Raw genomic sequence first — 18,157 nt, 5'->3', positions numbered from 1 at the left:
GATGGGGAGGGTGACTGCATCGGTCGTAGCGGCTGACTCGACCTTCGAACGCTAATCCCAGAACGACTGGGTACGTGCGTACTGCCGTTCCTGTCTGAGAATGTCGCGGTAGAACTCGTCTTCGTCCTCGCGAAGCTTGTTGATGATTCGGGCGGCGTTGTGCGGCCCGACGCCGCGGGCGGCCATGGCGATCACGGCCTGTTTGCCGTGGCTCTGCACGAGACTCGCCGCGTGGAACGCGCGTTCGGTCTGCTCGCGCTGTTCGTCGGATTTCTCTTCGGCCCGAACCGCGTCGACCACCTCGTCGGCCCACGGGTTGAGCGAGGCGATGCGAGTGGATCCACACTCCGGACACTCCGGTTGCTCGGGGACGCGGCGAACCTTCGTTCGCGAGAGCCACTCGGTGCAGTGGGTACACAATAGAATCACGCGGTCGTCACGGATCCGATCTCTCACGGTTTGAATAATACTCGCGTCTGCGTTGTCGGGGGCGAGCAACTCCTTGCCGGAGGAGTGGCCGCCGGTACCGATCGACGTCCGCCCACGGACGGTCTCGACAGTAATCACGTCCGATTGAATCGATTCGAGGACGCCTGCGGCCGCGTCCGGATCGAGATCCTCGTGGAACACTTCGCGGACTGCCTCCGCGTACATGGGCGTGTCTTCGAGTGCGGCCAACAACCGATCGTTGGACAGTCTGGCCGAGCCGTCCCAGCGCTTGAGCGCGCCGAACTTGCCGGAGACCTGCGCGAGGCGGAAGGCGAGCGCGTCGGAGTTTTTGAGCCCGAGTTCGACGATCGTCTCGACGTGGCCGGGATCGGTCTCCTCGAGAATCGCCACGACGTCACTGGTCGCGATGCTCGTCGGCACTTCGAGTTCGATCCGGTACGGGTCGGTCTCGAGCCCGATCGACGACCCGGACTTCTGACCGAGGAGGGCAGAGAGGACGCGCCCGAGCGTCTCGTTGGTCTTGTGCCCGAGACAGGCGTTGACGACGACGTCTCGGCCCTGTCGTTCGAGCACGATCCGATCCGTCGTCGGCATCGCATGTTCGGCGTCGATCTGTCGTTCGAGCTGTGAAAGGGCCGACGAAAGCGTCTCCCGATCGCTCGGGTATCGCGTCTCGAGTTCGCGAGCGACCGCGTCCTCGTCCGCACCGCCTGCGAATTGCGGTTCGGCGACGGTCCGAATCTCACCGACCTCCTGGGCAACGTCGTAGGGGACTGGGATCTCCTGACCGATCCAGGAGGGTACCTCACCCGCGGGGTCCTCGATGGGGCTCACCTTCACGACACCCTCGTCGTCGTCCACCTCGGCGATGCGCCACATCTCGCCGCGCTGGATGAAGATTTCGCCCGGCGATGCGAAGTTGACGACGAACCGTTCGTCGAGCGTCCCGATCTGGCCGCCGGAGGCGATGTCGTGAACTTCGTAGGTCTCCTCGTCCGGGATCATCGAGAGGTTGGCGTAGACGTACTGCCAGGTACTGCCGCTGGTCTCGATTCGATCCTCGGCTTCGTCGAACCAGACGATCCGATTCCGGTGAAGCTCCGAGAGTACATCGCGGAACGTCTCCTCGGTCAGGTCACGGAAGGGGTACGCTCGGGAGACGATCTCGTAGGCGTCGTCGACGAACGTATCGCCGGCGCTGTGGACGATCGCGGGGACCTGGTTCGCGACGACGTCCAGACTCCCCTCGTGGATGCCGGCGTCCTCGACTTGCCCCTGACGGGCTCGCCGGGCGATGGCGATCGCCTCGAACGTATCGTCGGCCCGCGTCGTGACGATCGTCCCCGAGGAGACCTCGTCCATGCGGTGGCCCGCCCGGCCGATGCGCTGGAGGAGTCGGGCGACCTGCCGTGGACTCTGGTACTGAACGACGTGATCGACGCGACCCACGTCGATGCCGAGTTCCATCGAGGAGGTACACAAAAGCGCGTCCAGTTCGCCCGCCTTGAAGTCGTCTTCCACCTCGATTCGGGCGGACTTCGACAGCGAACCGTGGTGAACGCCGATGGGGAGGTCGAGTTCGCGAAACCGCGAGCCGAGGGCCTCCGCAGTCTGGCGCGTGTTGACGAAGACGAGCGTCGATTCGTTCTCGGCGACGATGTCGCGGATGAGCCGGACGTGACTCGCCGTGGTTACCTCCGTCATCAGTTTCCCCGCGAGGTCGCGATCCTCGTCGGTGACGGTCGGTTCGCGAACGGTGACGTCGACATTACTTCCGACGTCGATCTCCCGAATCTCGCAGGGTCGTCCGCCGGTGAGGAACTGCCCAACCGCCGCCGGATCTCCCACCGTCGCGGAGAGACCGATTCGCTGGACGGGGCCAGCTAGTTCGACCAGCCGCTCCATCGCGATCGAGAGCTGCGCGCCTCGTTTCGACGCCGCGAGTTCGTGCACTTCGTCGACCACGATGTGCGAGAGATCGGCCAGCGCGTCGCGCAGCCGCTCGCCGGTGAGCATCGCCTGGATGGTCTCGGGCGTCGTTATCAAGACGTCCGGGGGATTCTCGGCCTGCTTGCTCCGCTGGTACTGTGTGGTATCGCCGTGGCGGACGTCGACGGACACGTCGAGTTCGTCGCCCCACCACTCCAGTCGGTCGAGCATGTCCCGGTTGAGTGCCCGAAGGGGCGTCACGTATAGCGCGCGAAAGCCGTCGGTCTCCTCGTCGCTCGACGTTCCGGAATCGCCGTCGTCACCCCCCAGTTCCCCAGTTCGTCGGGCTTCGCGTCGCGCCGAGACGATGTCGTCGAAGACGGGTAACATCGCCGTCTCGGTCTTTCCGCTCCCGGTCGGGGCGATCACCAGCGTGTTTTCCCCGTCGGCGAGCGGTGGAATCGCCAGTCGCTGTGGCGCGGTGGGCGTCGAGAAGCCGCGATCGGAGAGGGCCTCGCGGACGGTCGGACCCAGGTGGGTAAACGCCGCCGCGTCCCCGTCAGTCATCGCCGTCCGTAGGGACGAACGCTCCATAAGCCCGTTGTTCTCGGCCCGCGCCCCACGGTCACCGCGTCCGAACGGGTCTCTCAGATGGACTCGTAGGGACCGAGTCGCGTTCCGTCGAGCAGGTACGCTTCACCCGTCCGGAGCCCATCCGGAAGCATCGGTGAGAGAAACGATTGCCCCTCGACGTTGATCCACGTGCCACCGGCGAGCTCGTTGAACGCCGGGAACACGACGAACTCGAGTCCGTCGTTGGGAGTGACTGATTCCGTGTCGGTATCGACGTGGTCGGCCCCGTCGGTCGCATCGTCGCCGTCCTGAGCCGCCGGTCCCCCAGGACCCAGTTTCGCCCGCTCGAGTTCGCCGCGGAACCAGACGGACTCGACACGACTACCGCCGACTTCGTCTTCGAGGCGGACACACGGGTGTTCGTGGCCGAAACAGAGGACGTCGGCCTCGATGGCGGCTGGTGCGGGCCAGCTATGACCGTGACAGACGCCGATAGCGCCGAGCCGGCCCCCATCGCCATCGAGCACCGTCAACTCGGTCGCGCCGGTGGCCGACCCAGGTCGCCCGCGACCCGCGTCGTCGATCGCCTCCTGCAGCCACGTTTCGATCGCGCCGTCGTGATTGCCCTTGACGAGCGTGACGGGGATCGGCGGCAACGACTCGAACAGCACCTCGATCTCCCCACGTTCGGCCCCACCGGGATCGCCGATCGAGTGCATCAGATCGCCGAGAACGACCAATCGGTCGGCATCGATACGATCGAGGAGAGCACAGAGCCGCTCGCGACGGTCCTCGGCCTGGCTCGGTACCTGTACGCCACGTTCGTACCGGAGCGCGGCCTCGATACCGGCGTGGTAATCGGCGACGAACAGCGCCCGGTCGCCGTCGATCGAACCGACCGCAGCGGGTTCCCCGGGGATCGGTTCGACGTGACTCATGCTCAGATGGCCTGCAGTCGATCCTCGGCGGGTTCGAAGCACTCACCGCCCATCAACGCGTCCTGTATCGCGTCGTCGATGGCGGCTTCGTCGGCGTCCGTCTCGTCGGCGACCAGTTCCACGACCGCCGATCGTTCGGCACCCTCACCGTCGTCGAGTTCGCCCATGGCTTCGACGACGCGCGTCTGCAAGTCGAGGTCCTCACCGGTCGCGTCCTCGTCGGTCGCGTCGGACGCGGCGGAGTCGGTCTCCGGACCCGACGTGGAAGTCTCGGCGTCCTCAGCCGGTCCGTCCCCCTCCGGTGCGACGTCGGCTGCGTCGGGAACGTCGATGTCGGCTTCCCCGGGTTCGCCGACGTCGGTCCCGGTGGTGAAGTCCGTCCCGTACTCTTCCTCGACGGCCGCCCGTTCGTCCTCGTCGAGCTCGTACATCCCGTCTTCGAAGTCGTCGGGATCGAGATCGTCCGCATCCGTGTCGAGTTCCACGACCGGTTCGTCGTCGGTCGGCCCGACGTCTTCGTCCGTCGGAGAGTCCTCGTCTCCATCGCTCGCTTGCTCCGCAGCTTCGTCAGCCGCTAATTCTTCGTCTTCACCGTCCGTCGAATCGTCCGCACTAGCTTCGTCGACAGACTCGTCGATGGGGTCGTCTGCATCGGTCGACGGTTCCGTCTCGAAGTCACCGAGTTCGTCTCCGGTACTGTCCGTCGTTTCTTCGTCGTCTTCGGTACTGTCAGACGCTTCTCCCTCGTCTTCGGAGCGGGTGTTGGCTGATTCACCCTCGGACTCGTCGGCTTCCGGTTCGGTCTCGGTTGGCTCGGCGGCGGCTGCCGTCTCGGACGAATCCGAAACGTCGTCCGTGACTGCGTCCGAAGCGGTCGTGTCGTCTGTCGAGTCGGTGGGGCTCGCCGACGCCGTGCCGACTGCCGAACCGGCCGACGCGTCGGTCGACGTCGCGACGTCGTCGACAGCTGTGTCGTCGCCGATTTCGTCCGTAGTCAGGTCGTCCGGAATCGAAAGCGATCGGCCGTCGGCCAGTGTCGCGTACGATGGGGCATCCGACGCCGTCTCCGTCGGCGAGCCGGCTGTCGCCTCGACCTGTGATTTGTCTTCGGCGACGACGCGAACGGCGTCGATGGCGACCTCCCGTAGGTCGTCGAGGTACGCAGGCGTCGTCCCGTAGTGGTGCGTCGCGAGGGGGATGCCCTCGGCGGGGCCATCCGGGAGTCCGTTGGCGCGGAGGACCTCGGACAGTGTCGAGTCGTCGACGTCGAGGTCGGCAGCGGCCGCGTACGTCTCGATTCGATCGATCGTGTGCTCGGCCGTGTCGACGACCCAGCGGTCGCGGGTCGGGGCGTCGACGATCGCCAGGCTCTCGGGTCTGATCGAGGTGTAGACCTGGTCGCCGTCGTCGGGTTCGAACGTTCGTGCCTTGCCCGAGACGGCGACGAACGCCGGTGGCTCGGCCCGTTCGAGAAACGCCAGGGCGTCGGGCTGGTACTGTCCGGCGTAGACGACGAACGCTCCGGTCGGGTCCACCACTCGTGCCCGGACCATCTCGTCGTTGACGTCGGTCACTTCGGTGAGCGTGCCGACGACGAAGATTCGATTGAGTCGAGCGCCGGTCGGTGAAATGACGTAGTTGGGCGCCCGTTCTTCGTCGCTCTCGGCGTAGGAGACGACGGAGTCGTCGAACTCCGTCGCGAAGAGTCGGTACGCGACTTCGCGTCCTGGCCGGTTCTCGTCGTCGGATCCGTTTGTGCTCATGCGTCCACCTCCTCGAGGAACGCGGACGCACGGTCTGTGGGATCCTCGCTCACCTCTTCGAACGTGGTGGCGTCCAGATTGGCGCCGTACTCGTCGACGGACAGGTGGCCGCGAACGCGGTAGGTCCGTCCGACGATGCGCTCCCGGATCGTATCGGCGACGACGGACTGGTCCATCGCCTCCCGGGCAGCGTCTCGCGCGTCGTCCAGATCGCCGCCGTAGACCGCTTCGGTGAGTTCGTCGTCGAGGACGGCGGTGACGGTACCCGTACCGTCGTCGAGGATGGCCTTCACGCGGAGGTCGTCCTCACCGTCGACCTCGCCGTGCGTGCGACACTGTCCTTTCTGAATCACGCGGCGACACTCGGGACAGCGCTGGATGAGTCCGGACCCATCGCGTACCTCGATGACGGTGCCGGTCAGTTCGACGTCGTAGATGCCGCCGCTGTCGACCGCCTCGCCGATGCCGAGCGAGGGCGCGTCGGTCCCGACGTCGATCTCTCGGTCGAGCGTCTCGACGCTCGAGTACTCGGAGACGTTGACCTCCGGGACGCCGCGGAACTCGCGGACGTAGACGTTCTCCAGCCGAACGGAGGCGTCGGTTTCGATCTCGGATCTGGGATCCCAGCAGGTGAAAGGCAATCGACCGCTCTCGTCGCCGAACACGCCACTCAGGATCTCGGTCTCGCCGTCGCGGCCGTCGATCGTTCGGGTCTCGCACTCGAGGACGGTCACCTCCACCGACCTGGCTCGATCGCCCGTTTCGAGGGCCGCGAGCGTCGACTCGCCGCCGACCTCGTATGGAACGTCGAGCGAGTCGTCCGTGACCGAGATCGCGGAGTGCTCGCCGAGGTTGAGTTCCGGTTGCCCGTCCCACTCACGGACGCCAGCGTTGCCGATGGTGAGCGTCTCACCCGGTTCGAGCCCGAAGTCCTCCCAAGCGGTGTAGTCGATTCGCCCGGTCTCGTCGGCGAGTTCGCCTTCCACGATGACGTGATCGTCGCCCTGGTACCTGATCGACCGTTCGCCTGCCGAGAGGACGACTGCGGTGACGCTGACGTTACTCCCCTCCGGCGTGATCTCCCCGATCGATTTGGTGGTCGGTCCCGACGAACCGGTCGAACCGTCGCCGTATTTGCGGCGCAGGCTCTGTTTGGCCTCGTCGATGGGGACGCTGTACTCCACCAGGTTCTGCAGGTCCGCTTTGACCTCCTCGTTGTCGACACCGAGGTCGGAGGCGAGCTCCTCGGCGTGGCTGTCGAGTTCCATCACGGGTGCGTAAGCGCGCGCCCGACAAAAGGGTTCGTAGCGCGGAGTGAAAGTGAACCCGTCCCCGGATTCCGCCGATCGTGACTCGTCCCCGGATTCGAAGGATCACGACCCGTTCCCCATCGGCCGATCGTGACTGCTCGATGCAGCGGCCAGACGGTCCGGTACTCCCCGGCGGTCGAGGTCGACAACGATTAACCCAGGTCCCCCGAATATCCGCATCGACAATGCACGTCGTCGTCAATGCAGCGATGAGTGCGGACGGCAAACTTTCGACGCGTGAGCGAACGCAACTGGCGATCAGTGGCGAACCGGATTTCGAGCGGGTCGACCGGCTGCGAGCGGAGAGTGACGCAGTCGCCGTCGGCGTCGGGACGGTCCTTGCCGACGACCCCAGCCTCACCGTCAAGTCCTCGTCGCTGCGCGCCAACCGCGTCGATGCCGGACGAGCGGTGAACCCGGCCCGTATCGTCGCCGACTCCCGGGCGCGCACGCCGGCCGACGCCATAGTCCTCGACGACGCGGCGGAGACGTACGTACTCGTGAGCGAGGCGGCTCCCGTCGAACGCCGATCGGCGCTCGCCGAACGCGGGGCGACCCTCGTCACGGCCGGCGAGGAACGCGTCGATCTCCTGCGTGCGTTCGCCACCCTTCAGGACGAAGGTCTCGAAGCAGTCATGGTCGAAGGTGGCGGCGAACTCATCTTCTCGCTGTTCGACACCGGCCTCGTCGACGAACTCTCGGTGTTCGTCGGTCCCCAGATCGTCGGCGGTCGGGAGGCACCGACGCTGGCCGACGGCGAAGGATTCGTCGAGGCGTTTCCCACCCTCTCTCTGTCGGACGTCGAGCAAGTGGGCGACGGCGTCGTGTTGACCTGGACTGTCGATCGGTGACCTGTATTCAGTACGGAGCAATTTCATCACGGAGGGCAGTCACCGGAGCCGATCGACCTGTCGAAGGCACCCCGGGTCGTTCACCCATCCGTTCCGATGTGGTGACCGATTTCCGAACGACTGAATACGCCGACCCGACACGTTCGGCTCGATGGAAGCGGACCTTCGTGCCATAGCCCGTTCGTACTTCGAGGACGCAGCCCCGGCACACGACTGGCAACATGTGCGACGGGTCCATCAGCTCGCCACCCGTCTCTCACAGGACCGAGCAGATGTAGACGAGACAGTCCTCCGGTATGCCGTCTGGTTCCACGACATCGGTCGCCAGCGCGAAGACGACGGTGTGATCGACGATCACGCCGAGTGGGGTGCGTCGGAGGCCGCGACGATCCTCGAATCGGTTGGCGTCGATCCGGAGACGATCGACGCGGTCGGTCACTGTATTCGCGCCCATCGGTACTCGAACGACGTCGAGCCGGAATCTCCGGAAGCGACGGTGCTCTGCGATGCGGACAATCTCGACGCGCTCGGCGCGGTGGGTATCGCCCGGGTGTTCTCTCACGGTGGGACGAACGACTTTCCCATGCACGACCCCGACCACCCACTCGCGGCCGACGAGACGTCCGGCGGAGCGACGTCGGTAAACCATATCTCGAAGAAGATCCTCACGCTTCGTGAGCGGATGTACACCGACGCTGGTCGGGCTATCGCCGCCGAGCGCCACGAGTTCGTCGAGACCTTCCTCGAACGCCTCGAACAGGAACGCTCGGGTGACGCGTAGGAGCGATTGTAACAGTCGTCGTGGCTCTCGACCGCTTGGTCTCCTCGGCACGCTTCACCGCGACCGAGAGCGCTTTGGCGACAGGAGCCCGATCCACTGCAAACCGCTGTACGCTGAGAGGGGCTGATGTGGGAGACTCGAAAGAATGACACGCGAGCACACCGAAGCGGACGTCGATTCGTCGGACCCAGCCAGTAGCCACGCTACGGGATCAAACGAAGCGAAGCCGACGTGGTCGGACGAAGCCGGTACGGGTGCGGAGGCCGATTCAGCAGGGGTCGATACGACCCCGCCATCGGAACCGACGCCGGCAGAATCGGTCGGCCCTGTCTCGTTCGGCTGGGCTGGCTTCCGTCGGGGATTCACGACAGGACTCCCCGTCGCGATCGGTGTCGCAGGGTACGGCGTCGCCTTCGGGATGCTCGCCGATCGCGCGGGATTGAGCGTCGGTGAGGCGGCGCTGATGAGTGCGACGGTGCTCGCCGGGGCCTCCCAGATGGTGGCCGTCGAACTGTGGGCGGAGCCGATCCCCGTCGCGACAATCATGCTCGCAACGGTCGCGATCAATCTCCGGTATTCGATCATGGGTGCCGCGCTGGAACCGTGGTTCCGGTCGCTCTCGCCAGGCCAGGCCTACGGGAGCCTGTTCTTCATGGCGGACGAGAACTGGGCGCTGACGATGGGCGACCTGACGTCTGGCAGCGGGCGGGGTGCGTTCCTGATCGGCAGCGGGGTCGTCCTGTGGCTCTGGTGGGTCGCTGCGACGATTCTGGGGGTGGTCGCCGGGGGAGCCATCGGGGCTCCCGAGCGCTATGGACTCGATTTCGTCCTCGCGGCCGTGTTCGTCGCGCTCGCCGTCGACCTCTGGGACGGACGGTCGAGTCTCCTGCCGTGGGCCGTCGCGCTGGGCGTCGCTGTCGTCGCCGCCGAAACCCTGTCCGGCCAGTGGTACATTATCGCCGGCGGGGGAGCCGCCGCGATCGTGGAGGTGCTCCGTCACGATGGCTGATCTCGGGCTGGATCCGTTCGTCGCCGCAGTCATCCTCGCGATGGCCGTCGCCACGTTCGCGACCAAAGTCGGCGGGCTCTGGGTACTCAGTCGAGTCGAGGTGAGCGACCGCGTCGAGGCCGGCCTCTCGGTCCTCCCGGGGGCGATCGTCGTCTCGATCCTCGGCCCGGAGCTGGTCGACGGCGGCCCGGCCGAGTGGGCGGCCGCCGGCGTCGTCGCGTTCGTGGCCTGGCGCACGAATCGGTTACTCGTCGCCCTCCTCGCGGGTCTCGTCGCCGTCGTCGGATTCAGAGCGCTGCTGTGAACAGTGCATACCCCGTCTCGGCGACGAGCGTTCAGGGAGCGAACGCAATGGCCTTTGGTCCGTCTCGCCTCCACTCGACTATCTACCGATGCCCACGTACGACCTCTCCCACCGAATTCACGACTCCATGCCGGTGTACCCCGGCGATCCAGCCGTCGAGTGCCACCCGCTGGCGACGGTCGCCGCGGACGGCTACCGGACGACCGAACTGACGCTGTCGACGCACGCCGGAACGCACGTCGACGCGCCAGCACACTTGCTAGAGGACGGTCGATCGATCGACGACTACGACCTCGAAACGTTCCGATTCACCGCGGCCGTTATCGACTGTACGGGGATCGATCCACGAACACCGATAGAGACGACACAGGTGCAGAAAGCATCCGAAACGTGGACACTCGACGCAATCGACCTCGCCTTACTTCGGACGGGGTGGGACAGCCACTGGGGAACCGAGACGTACCACGACCATCCCTACCTGACCGACGAGGCGGCGAGGATACTTGCGGACGAGGGCGTTCACCTCGGTCTCGATACGCCAAACATCGACCCGACGCCACCCCAACGAGGCGGCAATGACGAACCTGACGGCTACCCGGCTCACCACGTATTGTTCGAACAGGATCGAGTGATCCTCGAGAACCTGCGCGGACTCGACCGACTGCCGACCGACGACACGTTCGAGGTGTATGCCTATCCGCTGTCGGTCGATGCTCCCGATGGCGCACCGGTGCGGGCCGTGGCGATCGTCTGACCGAACGTGGGATCACGCTTTCGCGGCCTGGCCCGGCTAGGCTGGGGCGCTTCTGTCCGTCTTTCTTGGGACCAGCTCTCTCGTCCTTCCGGTCCCGTCATCCCTATACACGTTCGGCGACTAGCGTGAGTATGGAACGCGCAACCTTCGGCGGCGGGTGTTTCTGGTGTATCGAGGGCGCCTTCGAGCAACTCGCGGGTGTGGACTCGGTTACCTCCGGCTACGCCGGCGGTCACACGGAGGAGCCGACGTACCAGGAAGTCTGCTCCGGCGAGACTGGCCACGCCGAAGTGATCCAGGTCGCCTACGACCCGGACGTCGTCGGCTACGAGGACCTGCTGGAAGTCTTCTTCACGGTGCACGACCCCACACAACTGAACCGACAGGGTCCCGACGTGGGCACGCAGTACCGATCGATCGTCCTGACTCACGACGACCGACAGGACTCGTTCGTGCGGGCGTTCGTCGCAGAACTCGAGGAGCAAGAGCTCTACGACGACGAGATCGTCACCGAAATCGAGCAACTGGATACCTTCTACGAGGCCGAGGCGCACCACCAGAACTACTTCGAGAAGAACCCGAACGACGCGTACTGCCAGATGCACGCGGCGCCGAAACTCGAGAAAGTCCGCGAGCAGTTCGCCGATCGCGTCGAACCCGAACTACGTCCGTAGACCCACGTTCGTCGCCTGGACTGGTTGTGTCCGTAGCCACTCCATTCGTCTCTCGGGACAGCTGCGGCCGTCTGCTCAGCGTTCGTCTCTCGAATTCCCCCATTCCGGCTCTCACTGCCTTCCGTGCCGGATCCAACAAGGATACGTACGACTGTTCCGTCTCTTTACCCGTGAACCTGGAGTCTATCTCGCTCGGAAACCACGAATTCGAGGGCAAGAACAACGCCTACCTCCTCGAATCGGCCGGAGAGACGGTGTTGATCGACACCGGCATTCACCGGCCGGACATCCGCGATCAGCTCGAGTCGGGCCTCGCCGAGCACGGGCGGTCGGTGGCGGATATCGATGCGGTGTTGCTCACACACCATCACATCGATCACGCGGCCCTGGCCGGCCCCATCGCGGACGAGAGCGGCGCGACGATCTACGTCCACGCCGACGCCGCACCGATGGTCGCCCGCGACCCGGACGCCCACGCAGCGTACGACGAGTTACAGGAGCGACGATTCGAGGAGTGGGGAATGCCCGTGTCGAAACGCGAGGAACTACGATCCTTCTTCGACGCCGTGCCTCCGATCGACGGCCCCGACGAGATGACCACGATCGCGGATGGCGACGAGATACAGGTTGGCGACGTCTCGCTCACCGTCACCCACGCCCCGGGCCACTCGGCCGGCCACTGTACGTTCGCGTTCGAGCACAATGGCGACCGTGAGGCCTTCGTCGGCGACGTTCTTCTCCCTGTGTATACCCCGAACGTCGGCGGTGCGGACCTTCGCCTCGAAAACCCGCTCGCCCACTACGTCGAGTCCATCACGGCCATCATCGACGCCGACTACGATCGCGTCTGGCCCGGTCATCGTGACGTCATCGAGGACCCCGCAGACCGGGCTCGGACGATCCTCGAACACCACCACGAGCGAACGGACAACGTCCTGGAAGCGCTTCGATCCGAGGGGCCGGCGACTGCCTGGGAAGTGAGTGCAACCCTGTTCGGGTCGCTCGAGGCGATTCACATCCTCCACGGGCCAGGTGAAGCGTTCGCCCACCTCGATCATCTGGAACGAGCTGGTGTGGTCGATCGGTCGGACGGGGAGTATCGATTGCTCGACGAGGACGTTGCCGCGGCGGACGTACTTCCTGCGTACTGACCCCTTTCCGACATCGGCTGGCATCCCTATCGGTTACACTGTCCATCCGCCACGCTGGCCAGCATCCCCACCGTTTAACCTCTCTGTGGCCGACCGGTCGAGCATGGAACGCGTGGCGATCATCGGTACGTCCATGACGCAGTTCGGAAACCGGTCGGCCTGGATCAGGGAGTTACTGGCCGAGGCGGGACACTCGTGCCTGGCGTCGGCCGGCGTCGATCCGAACGCCCTCGACCACCTCTACGTGTCGAACATGGCTGCTGGCGAGTTCGAGGGCCAGACCGGGGTATCGAACGCCCTCGCTCACGATCTGGGTGCCCTTCCGGCCTATACGGAACGCGTCGATCAGACGAGTGCGAGCGGTGGTGCTGGCATCTACGCCGCCTGGCGGTCGATCGCGAGCGGGGCGAGCGACATGACGCTGCTCGTCGGCGGCGAGAAGATGACCCATCGATCGACGTCAGAGGCGACCGACGTCATCGCCTCGCTCACGCATCCCGTCGAGTACAAGCACGGATTGACGCTTCCGTCGTTCGCAGGGCTCACCGCCAGACGCTACCTGGACCGGTACGAGGCGCCGCGGGAATCACTGGCGTCGGTCGCCGCCAAGAACCATCGAAACGGCGTCGACAATCCGAAGGCCCAGTTTCAGAAGGCGGTGTCGAAAGAGACGATTCTCGAGTCACCGATCGTCGCCGATCCCCTCCGCCTGTACGATTTCTGTCCGATCACCGACGGCTCTGCAGCGCTGCTTTTCTGTCCGGAATCAGTCGCTCGGGAGTACACGGACGAGTACGTCGTGGTGGCCGGCGTCGACGGCGCGACGGACACGCACGTCGTTCACGAACGGCCGGACCCGACGTGGATGGGGGCGGTCGCCGAGAGTGCACGCGGCGCGTTCGACATGAGCGGCTACGGACCCGACGACGTCGACGTCGCCGAACTACACGACATGTTCACGATTCTCGAACTCCTCCAGCTGGAAGCGCTCGGCTTCGCTGACCGCGGGACGGCGTGGCAACTCGCCGAGGAGGGTTACACGGCTCGTGACGGCGGTGAACTTCCGGTCAACACCTCCGGCGGGCTCAAGTCGAAAGGGCATCCACTGGGTGCCAGCGGCGTCGCACAGGCGGTCGAAGTGTACGAACAGCTCCTCGGAGACGCGGGGCCACGACAGGTCTCGGCGGACGTCGGCCTGTGCTGTAACGTCGGCGGGTTCGGTAACTGCGTCACGACGTCGATTCTGGAGGTGGGCGCATGACCGAATCCGACCCCGCGGACGACACGCCATCGATGGAAGCGGTTCGCTACGACGATGGGACGATCACGTATCCAGGCCATCCCGTCGGGCCGGACGGCGGCGATCCGATCGAATCGATCGATCTGAGCGAGTATACAGCCGAAGTCCTCACCTGGACCACGAGTACGGCTCCACCGCCGGGTGTCCGCGAACCGAACACACTCGCTATCGTCGAGTTTACCGTCGACGGCGAATCGGTGAGAGCGATCGGGCAGGTGGACGGAGACGTCTCGATCGGTCAGACGGTACAACCAGTGTACGTCGACGAACTGCGCGATCCCGAACCCAGCATACGAGCGCGGGACAGTCAGGACTGGGACGGCTATCGATTCGAGCCCGTTTCGGAGTGAGACGCACGTCCCGACGCGTCACATCGACCTGGACCGAGGACTTACTGATCGACGTCGTCGGGCTCGTCCTCGGCGGTTTCGGTGGTTGATTTCTCGGAATGCTGTTCTGCTGAATCTTGCTCACCGGCGTAGGAGCCATCGGAATCGGTCGGATCATCGTCGTCGGCCGGGTCAAAATCCCCGCGCCCGGGCGCCGGTTGCTCGCGCGAGTTCGAACCGTCGTCGCTCGAATCGCCTTCGTCGTCCGAGTCGCTTCCAGTGCCCGACTCGTCATCGACAGCCGGTTTGTCATTCGTTCCCGTTTCGCTATCGCCAGGTGGGCCGTCCGTTTGGCCCGGCTGACCGGTCTGTTCACGATCGTGTGCCTCGTCCGTGCTCTCTCGAGGTTCGGGATCGGTCCCTGTGCCGTACTGGTCCTTGAGGGTGCGGAGTTCTGCATCCACGTCGACGTGATCGCCAGCAGATTTCGTCGATCCCGTATTCGATTGTCCTCCAACTTCTTCGGAGCTATCGGTCGTGTCGCCGTCTCCCTCGTCTATCTCGATCCGGAACCCGTCGTCTTGACTGGTGGTGTCGTCAGTCTGTGGCGCAATCGTTCGATCGATCTCCTCGTAGATCGATCGGGTCCGGTCGAGCAGGGCCTGTGTCTCCTCGTCGGTGTCCCCGAGCCGGCGCTGAATCGCGTCGATGGTCGTTCCAAGTTGGTCGACCATGCCGTCGGCGTCTGGACGCCGAGTGCGCCCCTCACCGATCGACGAGCGTATTCGATCCTCCGCCCGGTTCCCGCGACGAACGAGTCGTGAACCACGTTGCATCGCCTTGAGAGCCCGAATCTGGGCTTCGAGGAGCGTTATCAGCGTCGGAATCGCCTGTTCGCCAGCCACTCGGAGCACGTCGCGCATGGACGGCGCTGATATGGATCGATCACGAGAACGCTCGTCGATAGCGTCGCTCAGGTCGCGGATCGCGTCCGCAAGGTCCTCGAGTGCTGCCGCGCGGTCGTCTCGACTCATGGCTATCGACTCGGACGCTACGTGAATAAAGGTGATCCGTGCGGTCCACATCCATCCTCCTGGTTTCGGCATGCTGGTTCACTGGCACCACGCTTGAAGTGAAAGAGGAAGTTCGTTGGGGGAAAATTGCCATTGGCTAATTCTATCGGATGATTTTATGGCCACAATACTTATTTGTAGTAGTGGCAATACACTGATTGAATGGGAAGCGAGCTTGGGGTCGGCGTTCCGGAACGTTCCTCTTTCGTCCAGGAACTCGGAACGTTGAAGCGAAACGGGAGTAACGTCCTGTTGGTTGGCGAACCGGCTGCGGCGAGCCACGGGCACGTTTGTTCTCGGTTTCTGGGGGCCGGTGAATCGACCACGCACCGGCTCGTCGTTTCCACCGACCGCTCACGGATTCCTGCAGATCGACCCTCGCAGACACAGTATTTCCTTCTCGACCCGGATAGGACGGCGGCCGAACCGACGGAGGAGGACCACATCAGAGTTCTCCCGACACTCGGAACGGTCGGCCTGGAGTTCGGCGACCGAATCGACCGACTCGAATCCAGGACCGATCTCGGACCGGCGTCACTCCGTGTCTGCGTCGATTCGGTCGCCGATCTGTTGGCTGCGTACGATTCGGAAGTCGTCTTTCGATTGTTGCACGTACTATCGACCCGGACGCGCCGAAGCCGAGGGATGGGCCACTACCACCTCCCGATCGAACGCGAGTCCGAGGCCGTTCGACTCTTCGAACCGCTCTTCGATGCCGTCGTAACACTCCGATCTACCGACGATACCGTCGAACATCGCTGGCATCTTCGCGATAGCGAGACGCCGACGGAGTGGTTGCCGCTGTGAACGTCCAGTCCTGGTGAGATTCCACCGACTACAGCGAGAACAGAGCGACAGTGTGACGATTGCGGTCACCCATTTTCTCCCGTTATACTAAACTGACAGGTAAAGCGGTGCAGACGGATATCAGCGAGAACCCTGTCGAACGGCTCGAATACGGACGCCTCGAGCGTCGATTTAGGGCTCGATACGGCAACAAACACTATACGTCGAACGGCCGATTCAAGTATCGAATACAGATGGTCGCAGTCGACGCACAAATTCTCGGCGGCGTTGCGGTAACGGTGTTGCTCGCGCTCTTGTTCTTCGGTGTGGTCGTCCTCTGGGATGTCGCGCTCGCCATCCGTGGTGTGGCGGACAAGCTCGACAAACTGGAAGATACGGTCGACGACGACCTCACCGACATGGAACGAGCCGTCTCCGGTGCGCCCGGAGGCGGCGGACCGCAGGTCCACCTGAGCGGCGGCGGAACGATCACGTCCGGTGGCTCGCCACGGACACAGGCGGGACCGCACCCGTCTCCCCGATCGGACAGTCCGACTGGCGACCCAGCAACCGATCGTCGTTCTCCACACGCTGAGGGAGCCCGCACAGAACCACCAGACGCGGCTCGAACCGATCCGTCTGCGACTGCGAGGGATCAACCGGAACCGAGCGAGACGACTGGCCCCGAGGCGCAGGACAATACCGCCGATCCCGAGCCACGACGATCGAGACAATCGGTCGGTGCCGATCCGACGCCCGTTCGAAATGCTTCCGAGGTCGCTGAGTGGCCGGCGTCGGATGCGGAAGAGGTTGCGAACGCGGAGACGGATTCTGCCGACGAAGGATCGACTGGGTCTGCCGAGGCCACTCCTACTGGAAGCGATTCCACTCCGAACTGGGGCCGATTCATCACGTCGCCGGATCGAACGCCCTGGTATCGGACTCGCATCGACTGGGACGCCGTCGCCGACGGTCGATCGCCCATCGCCGGTGAACTCGAGGCCGGTGACGTCGAACCGACACCGACGGATGGTGACGGAGACGAAACGGGTCCATCCGACGAACCGATCGTCGTCGATCCCGATGGAGCAGCCACGACGGAGACGACAGCTCCTGACTCGCAGGAAGCGAACGAACGAGACGATACTGAATCCGAGGAGGCCGACGGTACAGACGCGATCGGAGGGGGAGGCGATAGAACAGACGATTCATCGGCACCCGAAGACGACGCTGAAGCGTCACCCGGGGACGATACCGACCCCAGAACCGACGATACAGGTGAACGTGTCGATTCACCGTCGTCGACGGCCGAATCACCCAGTCCCGACGAAGCGGAATCGATGGAAACGAGCGACTCGGGGACGGAGACGGTTGATTCGATCACGATGGGGACAGCCGAAACCGAGACTGACGGTGAGGGGGACGTGATCGGTGCTGGAGGAGACGATGCCAGCGAGGACGACTTCGGCGCGACTGGAACCGATGAGTCGCGTGCAGCGACTGACGAGGTCGAACCGTCGGAGGACGAATCCGCGGCCGAGGAGTCACCGACCGCCGTGGAACCGGTTCCTTCCGAAAGTGATGCTGTCGATTCAGTTGCGGACGAGGTGGACGACCGTCCGGTCGTGGATGAGGATACCAGCCCAGATGGGGAAGCGGATACACCCCCAGACGAGGATGTGGATACGGCCCAAGACGGAGATGACGATGCCCGAGACGGGAACGGTGATGTCCAATCGGAGGAGATCGATGAGACGCCAGATATGGAGTTTACGTTCGAGGAGTTTTCCCCGGACGACACGTCGGAACCGTCCCTCACGGTCGACGACGCCGTCGAAGCGGTCAACGAGTCGGAGCCCTCGCTCGCTCGGTCCGCTCACGGGGTGACGTCCAGTGCGGAGAAGGACGACGACGGTGTCGTCCTCGTGTACGATCTCGAGACGGCCGACGCGGGCCAATCCACGAAGCGTCTGCTCACGTATCAACTCCAGAGTTTCGCCAACGAGAGCGACGTTGACGTCGACGTGTCCGTTGCTGGCAACCGGATCGTCGTCGATATCCCCGATGCCGAGGGAACTGACGTCTCCCAGTGGGAGGCGGCGATCGTCGAAGTGATCGATCGGACGTTGTATCTCTCCGACAACAGCTAAGTCCGGCTCCGTCCAGAACATTTCGAATCGAA

General features: G+C 64.4%; 16 protein-coding genes. 11 read left to right on the top strand and 5 right to left on the bottom strand.

Going from position 1 to position 18,157, the window contains the following annotated elements; genetic code table 11:
* Positions 1 to 51 precede the first annotated feature (51 nt).
* The 4 genes from HALRU_RS07645 to HALRU_RS07630 form a co-directional block, all read right to left on the bottom strand.
* On the bottom strand, positions 52 to 2,946 hold the full coding sequence (locus tag HALRU_RS07645; RefSeq protein ID WP_015300824.1) for a DEAD/DEAH box helicase: 2,895 nt from the start codon (positions 2,944 to 2,946) through the stop codon (positions 52 to 54).
* Between the two features lie 80 nt (positions 2,947 to 3,026).
* Positions 3,027 to 3,890, bottom strand: coding sequence for a metallophosphoesterase (locus HALRU_RS07640; protein WP_015300823.1), 864 nt, complete (start codon positions 3,888 to 3,890; stop codon positions 3,027 to 3,029).
* A 2-nt stretch (positions 3,891 to 3,892) separates the two neighbouring features.
* Positions 3,893 to 5,653: a hypothetical protein gene (locus tag HALRU_RS07635; RefSeq protein WP_015300822.1), complete on the bottom strand. Its 1,761-nt coding sequence runs from the start codon at positions 5,651 to 5,653 to the stop codon at positions 3,893 to 3,895.
* Positions 5,650 to 6,921, bottom strand: coding sequence for a Single-stranded DNA binding protein (locus tag HALRU_RS07630; protein ID WP_015300821.1), 1,272 nt, complete (start codon positions 6,919 to 6,921; stop codon positions 5,650 to 5,652). Before HALRU_RS07630 ends, HALRU_RS07635 begins: the two co-directional genes overlap by 4 nt.
* Before the next feature lie 227 nt (positions 6,922 to 7,148).
* Here HALRU_RS07630 and HALRU_RS07625 point away from each other — a divergent pair, with 227 nt between their 5' ends.
* The 9 genes from HALRU_RS07625 to HALRU_RS07585 all read left to right on the top strand — a co-directional run bounded on the left by HALRU_RS07625 (position 7,149) and on the right by HALRU_RS07585 (position 14,137).
* Positions 7,149 to 7,814, top strand: a complete 666-nt coding sequence (locus HALRU_RS07625; protein WP_015300820.1) for a 2,5-diamino-6-(ribosylamino)-4(3H)-pyrimidinone 5'-phosphate reductase — start codon at positions 7,149 to 7,151, stop codon at positions 7,812 to 7,814.
* 151 nt (positions 7,815 to 7,965) lie between these two features.
* On the top strand, positions 7,966 to 8,595 hold the full coding sequence (locus tag HALRU_RS07620) for an HD domain-containing protein (protein WP_015300819.1): 630 nt from the start codon (positions 7,966 to 7,968) through the stop codon (positions 8,593 to 8,595).
* A 145-nt stretch (positions 8,596 to 8,740) separates the two neighbouring features.
* On the top strand, positions 8,741 to 9,604 hold the full coding sequence (locus tag HALRU_RS07615) for an AzlC family ABC transporter permease (protein WP_015300818.1): 864 nt from the start codon (positions 8,741 to 8,743) through the stop codon (positions 9,602 to 9,604).
* Positions 9,597 to 9,908: an AzlD family protein gene (locus tag HALRU_RS07610; protein WP_015300817.1), complete on the top strand. Its 312-nt coding sequence runs from the start codon at positions 9,597 to 9,599 to the stop codon at positions 9,906 to 9,908. The genes HALRU_RS07615 and HALRU_RS07610 overlap by 8 nt, the downstream gene beginning before the upstream one ends.
* An 88-nt stretch (positions 9,909 to 9,996) precedes the next feature.
* A complete protein-coding gene (locus HALRU_RS07605; protein ID WP_015300816.1) occupies positions 9,997 to 10,662 on the top strand; it encodes a cyclase family protein in 666 nt (221 codons plus the stop codon).
* Between the two features lie 131 nt (positions 10,663 to 10,793).
* Positions 10,794 to 11,336, top strand: coding sequence for a peptide-methionine (S)-S-oxide reductase MsrA (gene msrA, locus HALRU_RS07600; RefSeq protein ID WP_015300815.1), 543 nt, complete (start codon positions 10,794 to 10,796; stop codon positions 11,334 to 11,336).
* Between the two features lie 176 nt (positions 11,337 to 11,512).
* Positions 11,513 to 12,487, top strand: coding sequence for an MBL fold metallo-hydrolase (locus HALRU_RS07595; protein WP_171815006.1), 975 nt, complete (start codon positions 11,513 to 11,515; stop codon positions 12,485 to 12,487).
* Positions 12,488 to 12,590: 103 nt separating this feature from the next.
* Positions 12,591 to 13,748 carry a thiolase family protein gene (locus HALRU_RS07590; protein ID WP_015300813.1) on the top strand — a complete coding sequence of 386 codons (1,158 nt, stop codon included), beginning with the start codon at positions 12,591 to 12,593 and terminating at the stop codon, positions 13,746 to 13,748.
* Complete coding sequence (locus tag HALRU_RS07585) at positions 13,745 to 14,137, top strand: nucleic acid-binding protein (protein WP_015300812.1); 393 nt, start codon at positions 13,745 to 13,747, stop codon at positions 14,135 to 14,137. Before HALRU_RS07590 ends, HALRU_RS07585 begins: the two co-directional genes overlap by 4 nt.
* 41 nt (positions 14,138 to 14,178) lie before the next feature.
* Here the strand turns inward: HALRU_RS07585 and HALRU_RS07580 are convergent, their stop codons facing one another.
* Positions 14,179 to 15,150, bottom strand: a complete 972-nt coding sequence (locus tag HALRU_RS07580) for a DUF7547 family protein (RefSeq protein WP_015300811.1) — start codon at positions 15,148 to 15,150, stop codon at positions 14,179 to 14,181.
* A gap of 201 nt (positions 15,151 to 15,351) precedes the next feature.
* On the opposite strand from HALRU_RS07580, the gene HALRU_RS07575 reads away from it, so the two are divergent.
* Together HALRU_RS07575 and HALRU_RS07570 are read left to right on the top strand one after the other, a co-directional pair.
* Positions 15,352 to 15,996, top strand: a complete 645-nt coding sequence (locus tag HALRU_RS07575) for a DUF7504 family protein (RefSeq protein WP_015300810.1) — start codon at positions 15,352 to 15,354, stop codon at positions 15,994 to 15,996.
* Between the two features lie 233 nt (positions 15,997 to 16,229).
* Positions 16,230 to 18,125 (top strand): hypothetical protein, encoded by a 1,896-nt coding sequence (locus tag HALRU_RS07570; RefSeq protein WP_015300809.1) that lies wholly within the window; start codon positions 16,230 to 16,232, stop codon positions 18,123 to 18,125.
* The last annotated feature ends 32 nt before the right edge of the window (positions 18,126 to 18,157 follow it).

Source organism: Halovivax ruber XH-70, assembly GCF_000328525.1.
Taxonomy (GTDB): domain Archaea; phylum Halobacteriota; class Halobacteria; order Halobacteriales; family Natrialbaceae; genus Halovivax; species Halovivax ruber.
Note: the sequence above shows the minus strand (reverse complement) of the source record. Positions and strands in the feature narration are given on the sequence as shown.

What these genes read in the sequence shown, in the direction of transcription:
- HALRU_RS07645 (WP_015300824.1), bottom strand. Translation starts at nt 2,946, where the DNA reads ATGACTGACGGGGACGCGGCGGCGTTTACCCACCTGGGTCCGACCGTC.
- HALRU_RS07640 (WP_015300823.1), bottom strand. Translation starts at nt 3,890, where the DNA reads ATGAGTCACGTCGAACCGATCCCCGGGGAACCCGCTGCGGTCGGTTCG.
- HALRU_RS07635 (WP_015300822.1), bottom strand. Translation starts at nt 5,653, where the DNA reads ATGAGCACAAACGGATCCGACGACGAGAACCGGCCAGGACGCGAAGTC.
- HALRU_RS07630 (WP_015300821.1), bottom strand. Translation starts at nt 6,921, where the DNA reads ATGGAACTCGACAGCCACGCCGAGGAGCTCGCCTCCGACCTCGGTGTC.
- HALRU_RS07625 (WP_015300820.1), top strand. Translation starts at nt 7,149, where the DNA reads ATGCACGTCGTCGTCAATGCAGCGATGAGTGCGGACGGCAAACTTTCG.
- HALRU_RS07620 (WP_015300819.1), top strand. Translation starts at nt 7,966, where the DNA reads ATGGAAGCGGACCTTCGTGCCATAGCCCGTTCGTACTTCGAGGACGCA.
- HALRU_RS07615 (WP_015300818.1), top strand. Translation starts at nt 8,741, where the DNA reads ATGACACGCGAGCACACCGAAGCGGACGTCGATTCGTCGGACCCAGCC.
- HALRU_RS07610 (WP_015300817.1), top strand. Translation starts at nt 9,597, where the DNA reads ATGGCTGATCTCGGGCTGGATCCGTTCGTCGCCGCAGTCATCCTCGCG.
- HALRU_RS07605 (WP_015300816.1), top strand. Translation starts at nt 9,997, where the DNA reads ATGCCCACGTACGACCTCTCCCACCGAATTCACGACTCCATGCCGGTG.
- msrA (WP_015300815.1), top strand. Translation starts at nt 10,794, where the DNA reads ATGGAACGCGCAACCTTCGGCGGCGGGTGTTTCTGGTGTATCGAGGGC.
- HALRU_RS07590 (WP_015300813.1), top strand. Translation starts at nt 12,591, where the DNA reads ATGGAACGCGTGGCGATCATCGGTACGTCCATGACGCAGTTCGGAAAC.
- HALRU_RS07585 (WP_015300812.1), top strand. Translation starts at nt 13,745, where the DNA reads ATGACCGAATCCGACCCCGCGGACGACACGCCATCGATGGAAGCGGTT.
- HALRU_RS07580 (WP_015300811.1), bottom strand. Translation starts at nt 15,150, where the DNA reads ATGAGTCGAGACGACCGCGCGGCAGCACTCGAGGACCTTGCGGACGCG.
- HALRU_RS07575 (WP_015300810.1), top strand. Translation starts at nt 15,352, where the DNA reads ATGGGAAGCGAGCTTGGGGTCGGCGTTCCGGAACGTTCCTCTTTCGTC.
- HALRU_RS07570 (WP_015300809.1), top strand. Translation starts at nt 16,230, where the DNA reads ATGGTCGCAGTCGACGCACAAATTCTCGGCGGCGTTGCGGTAACGGTG.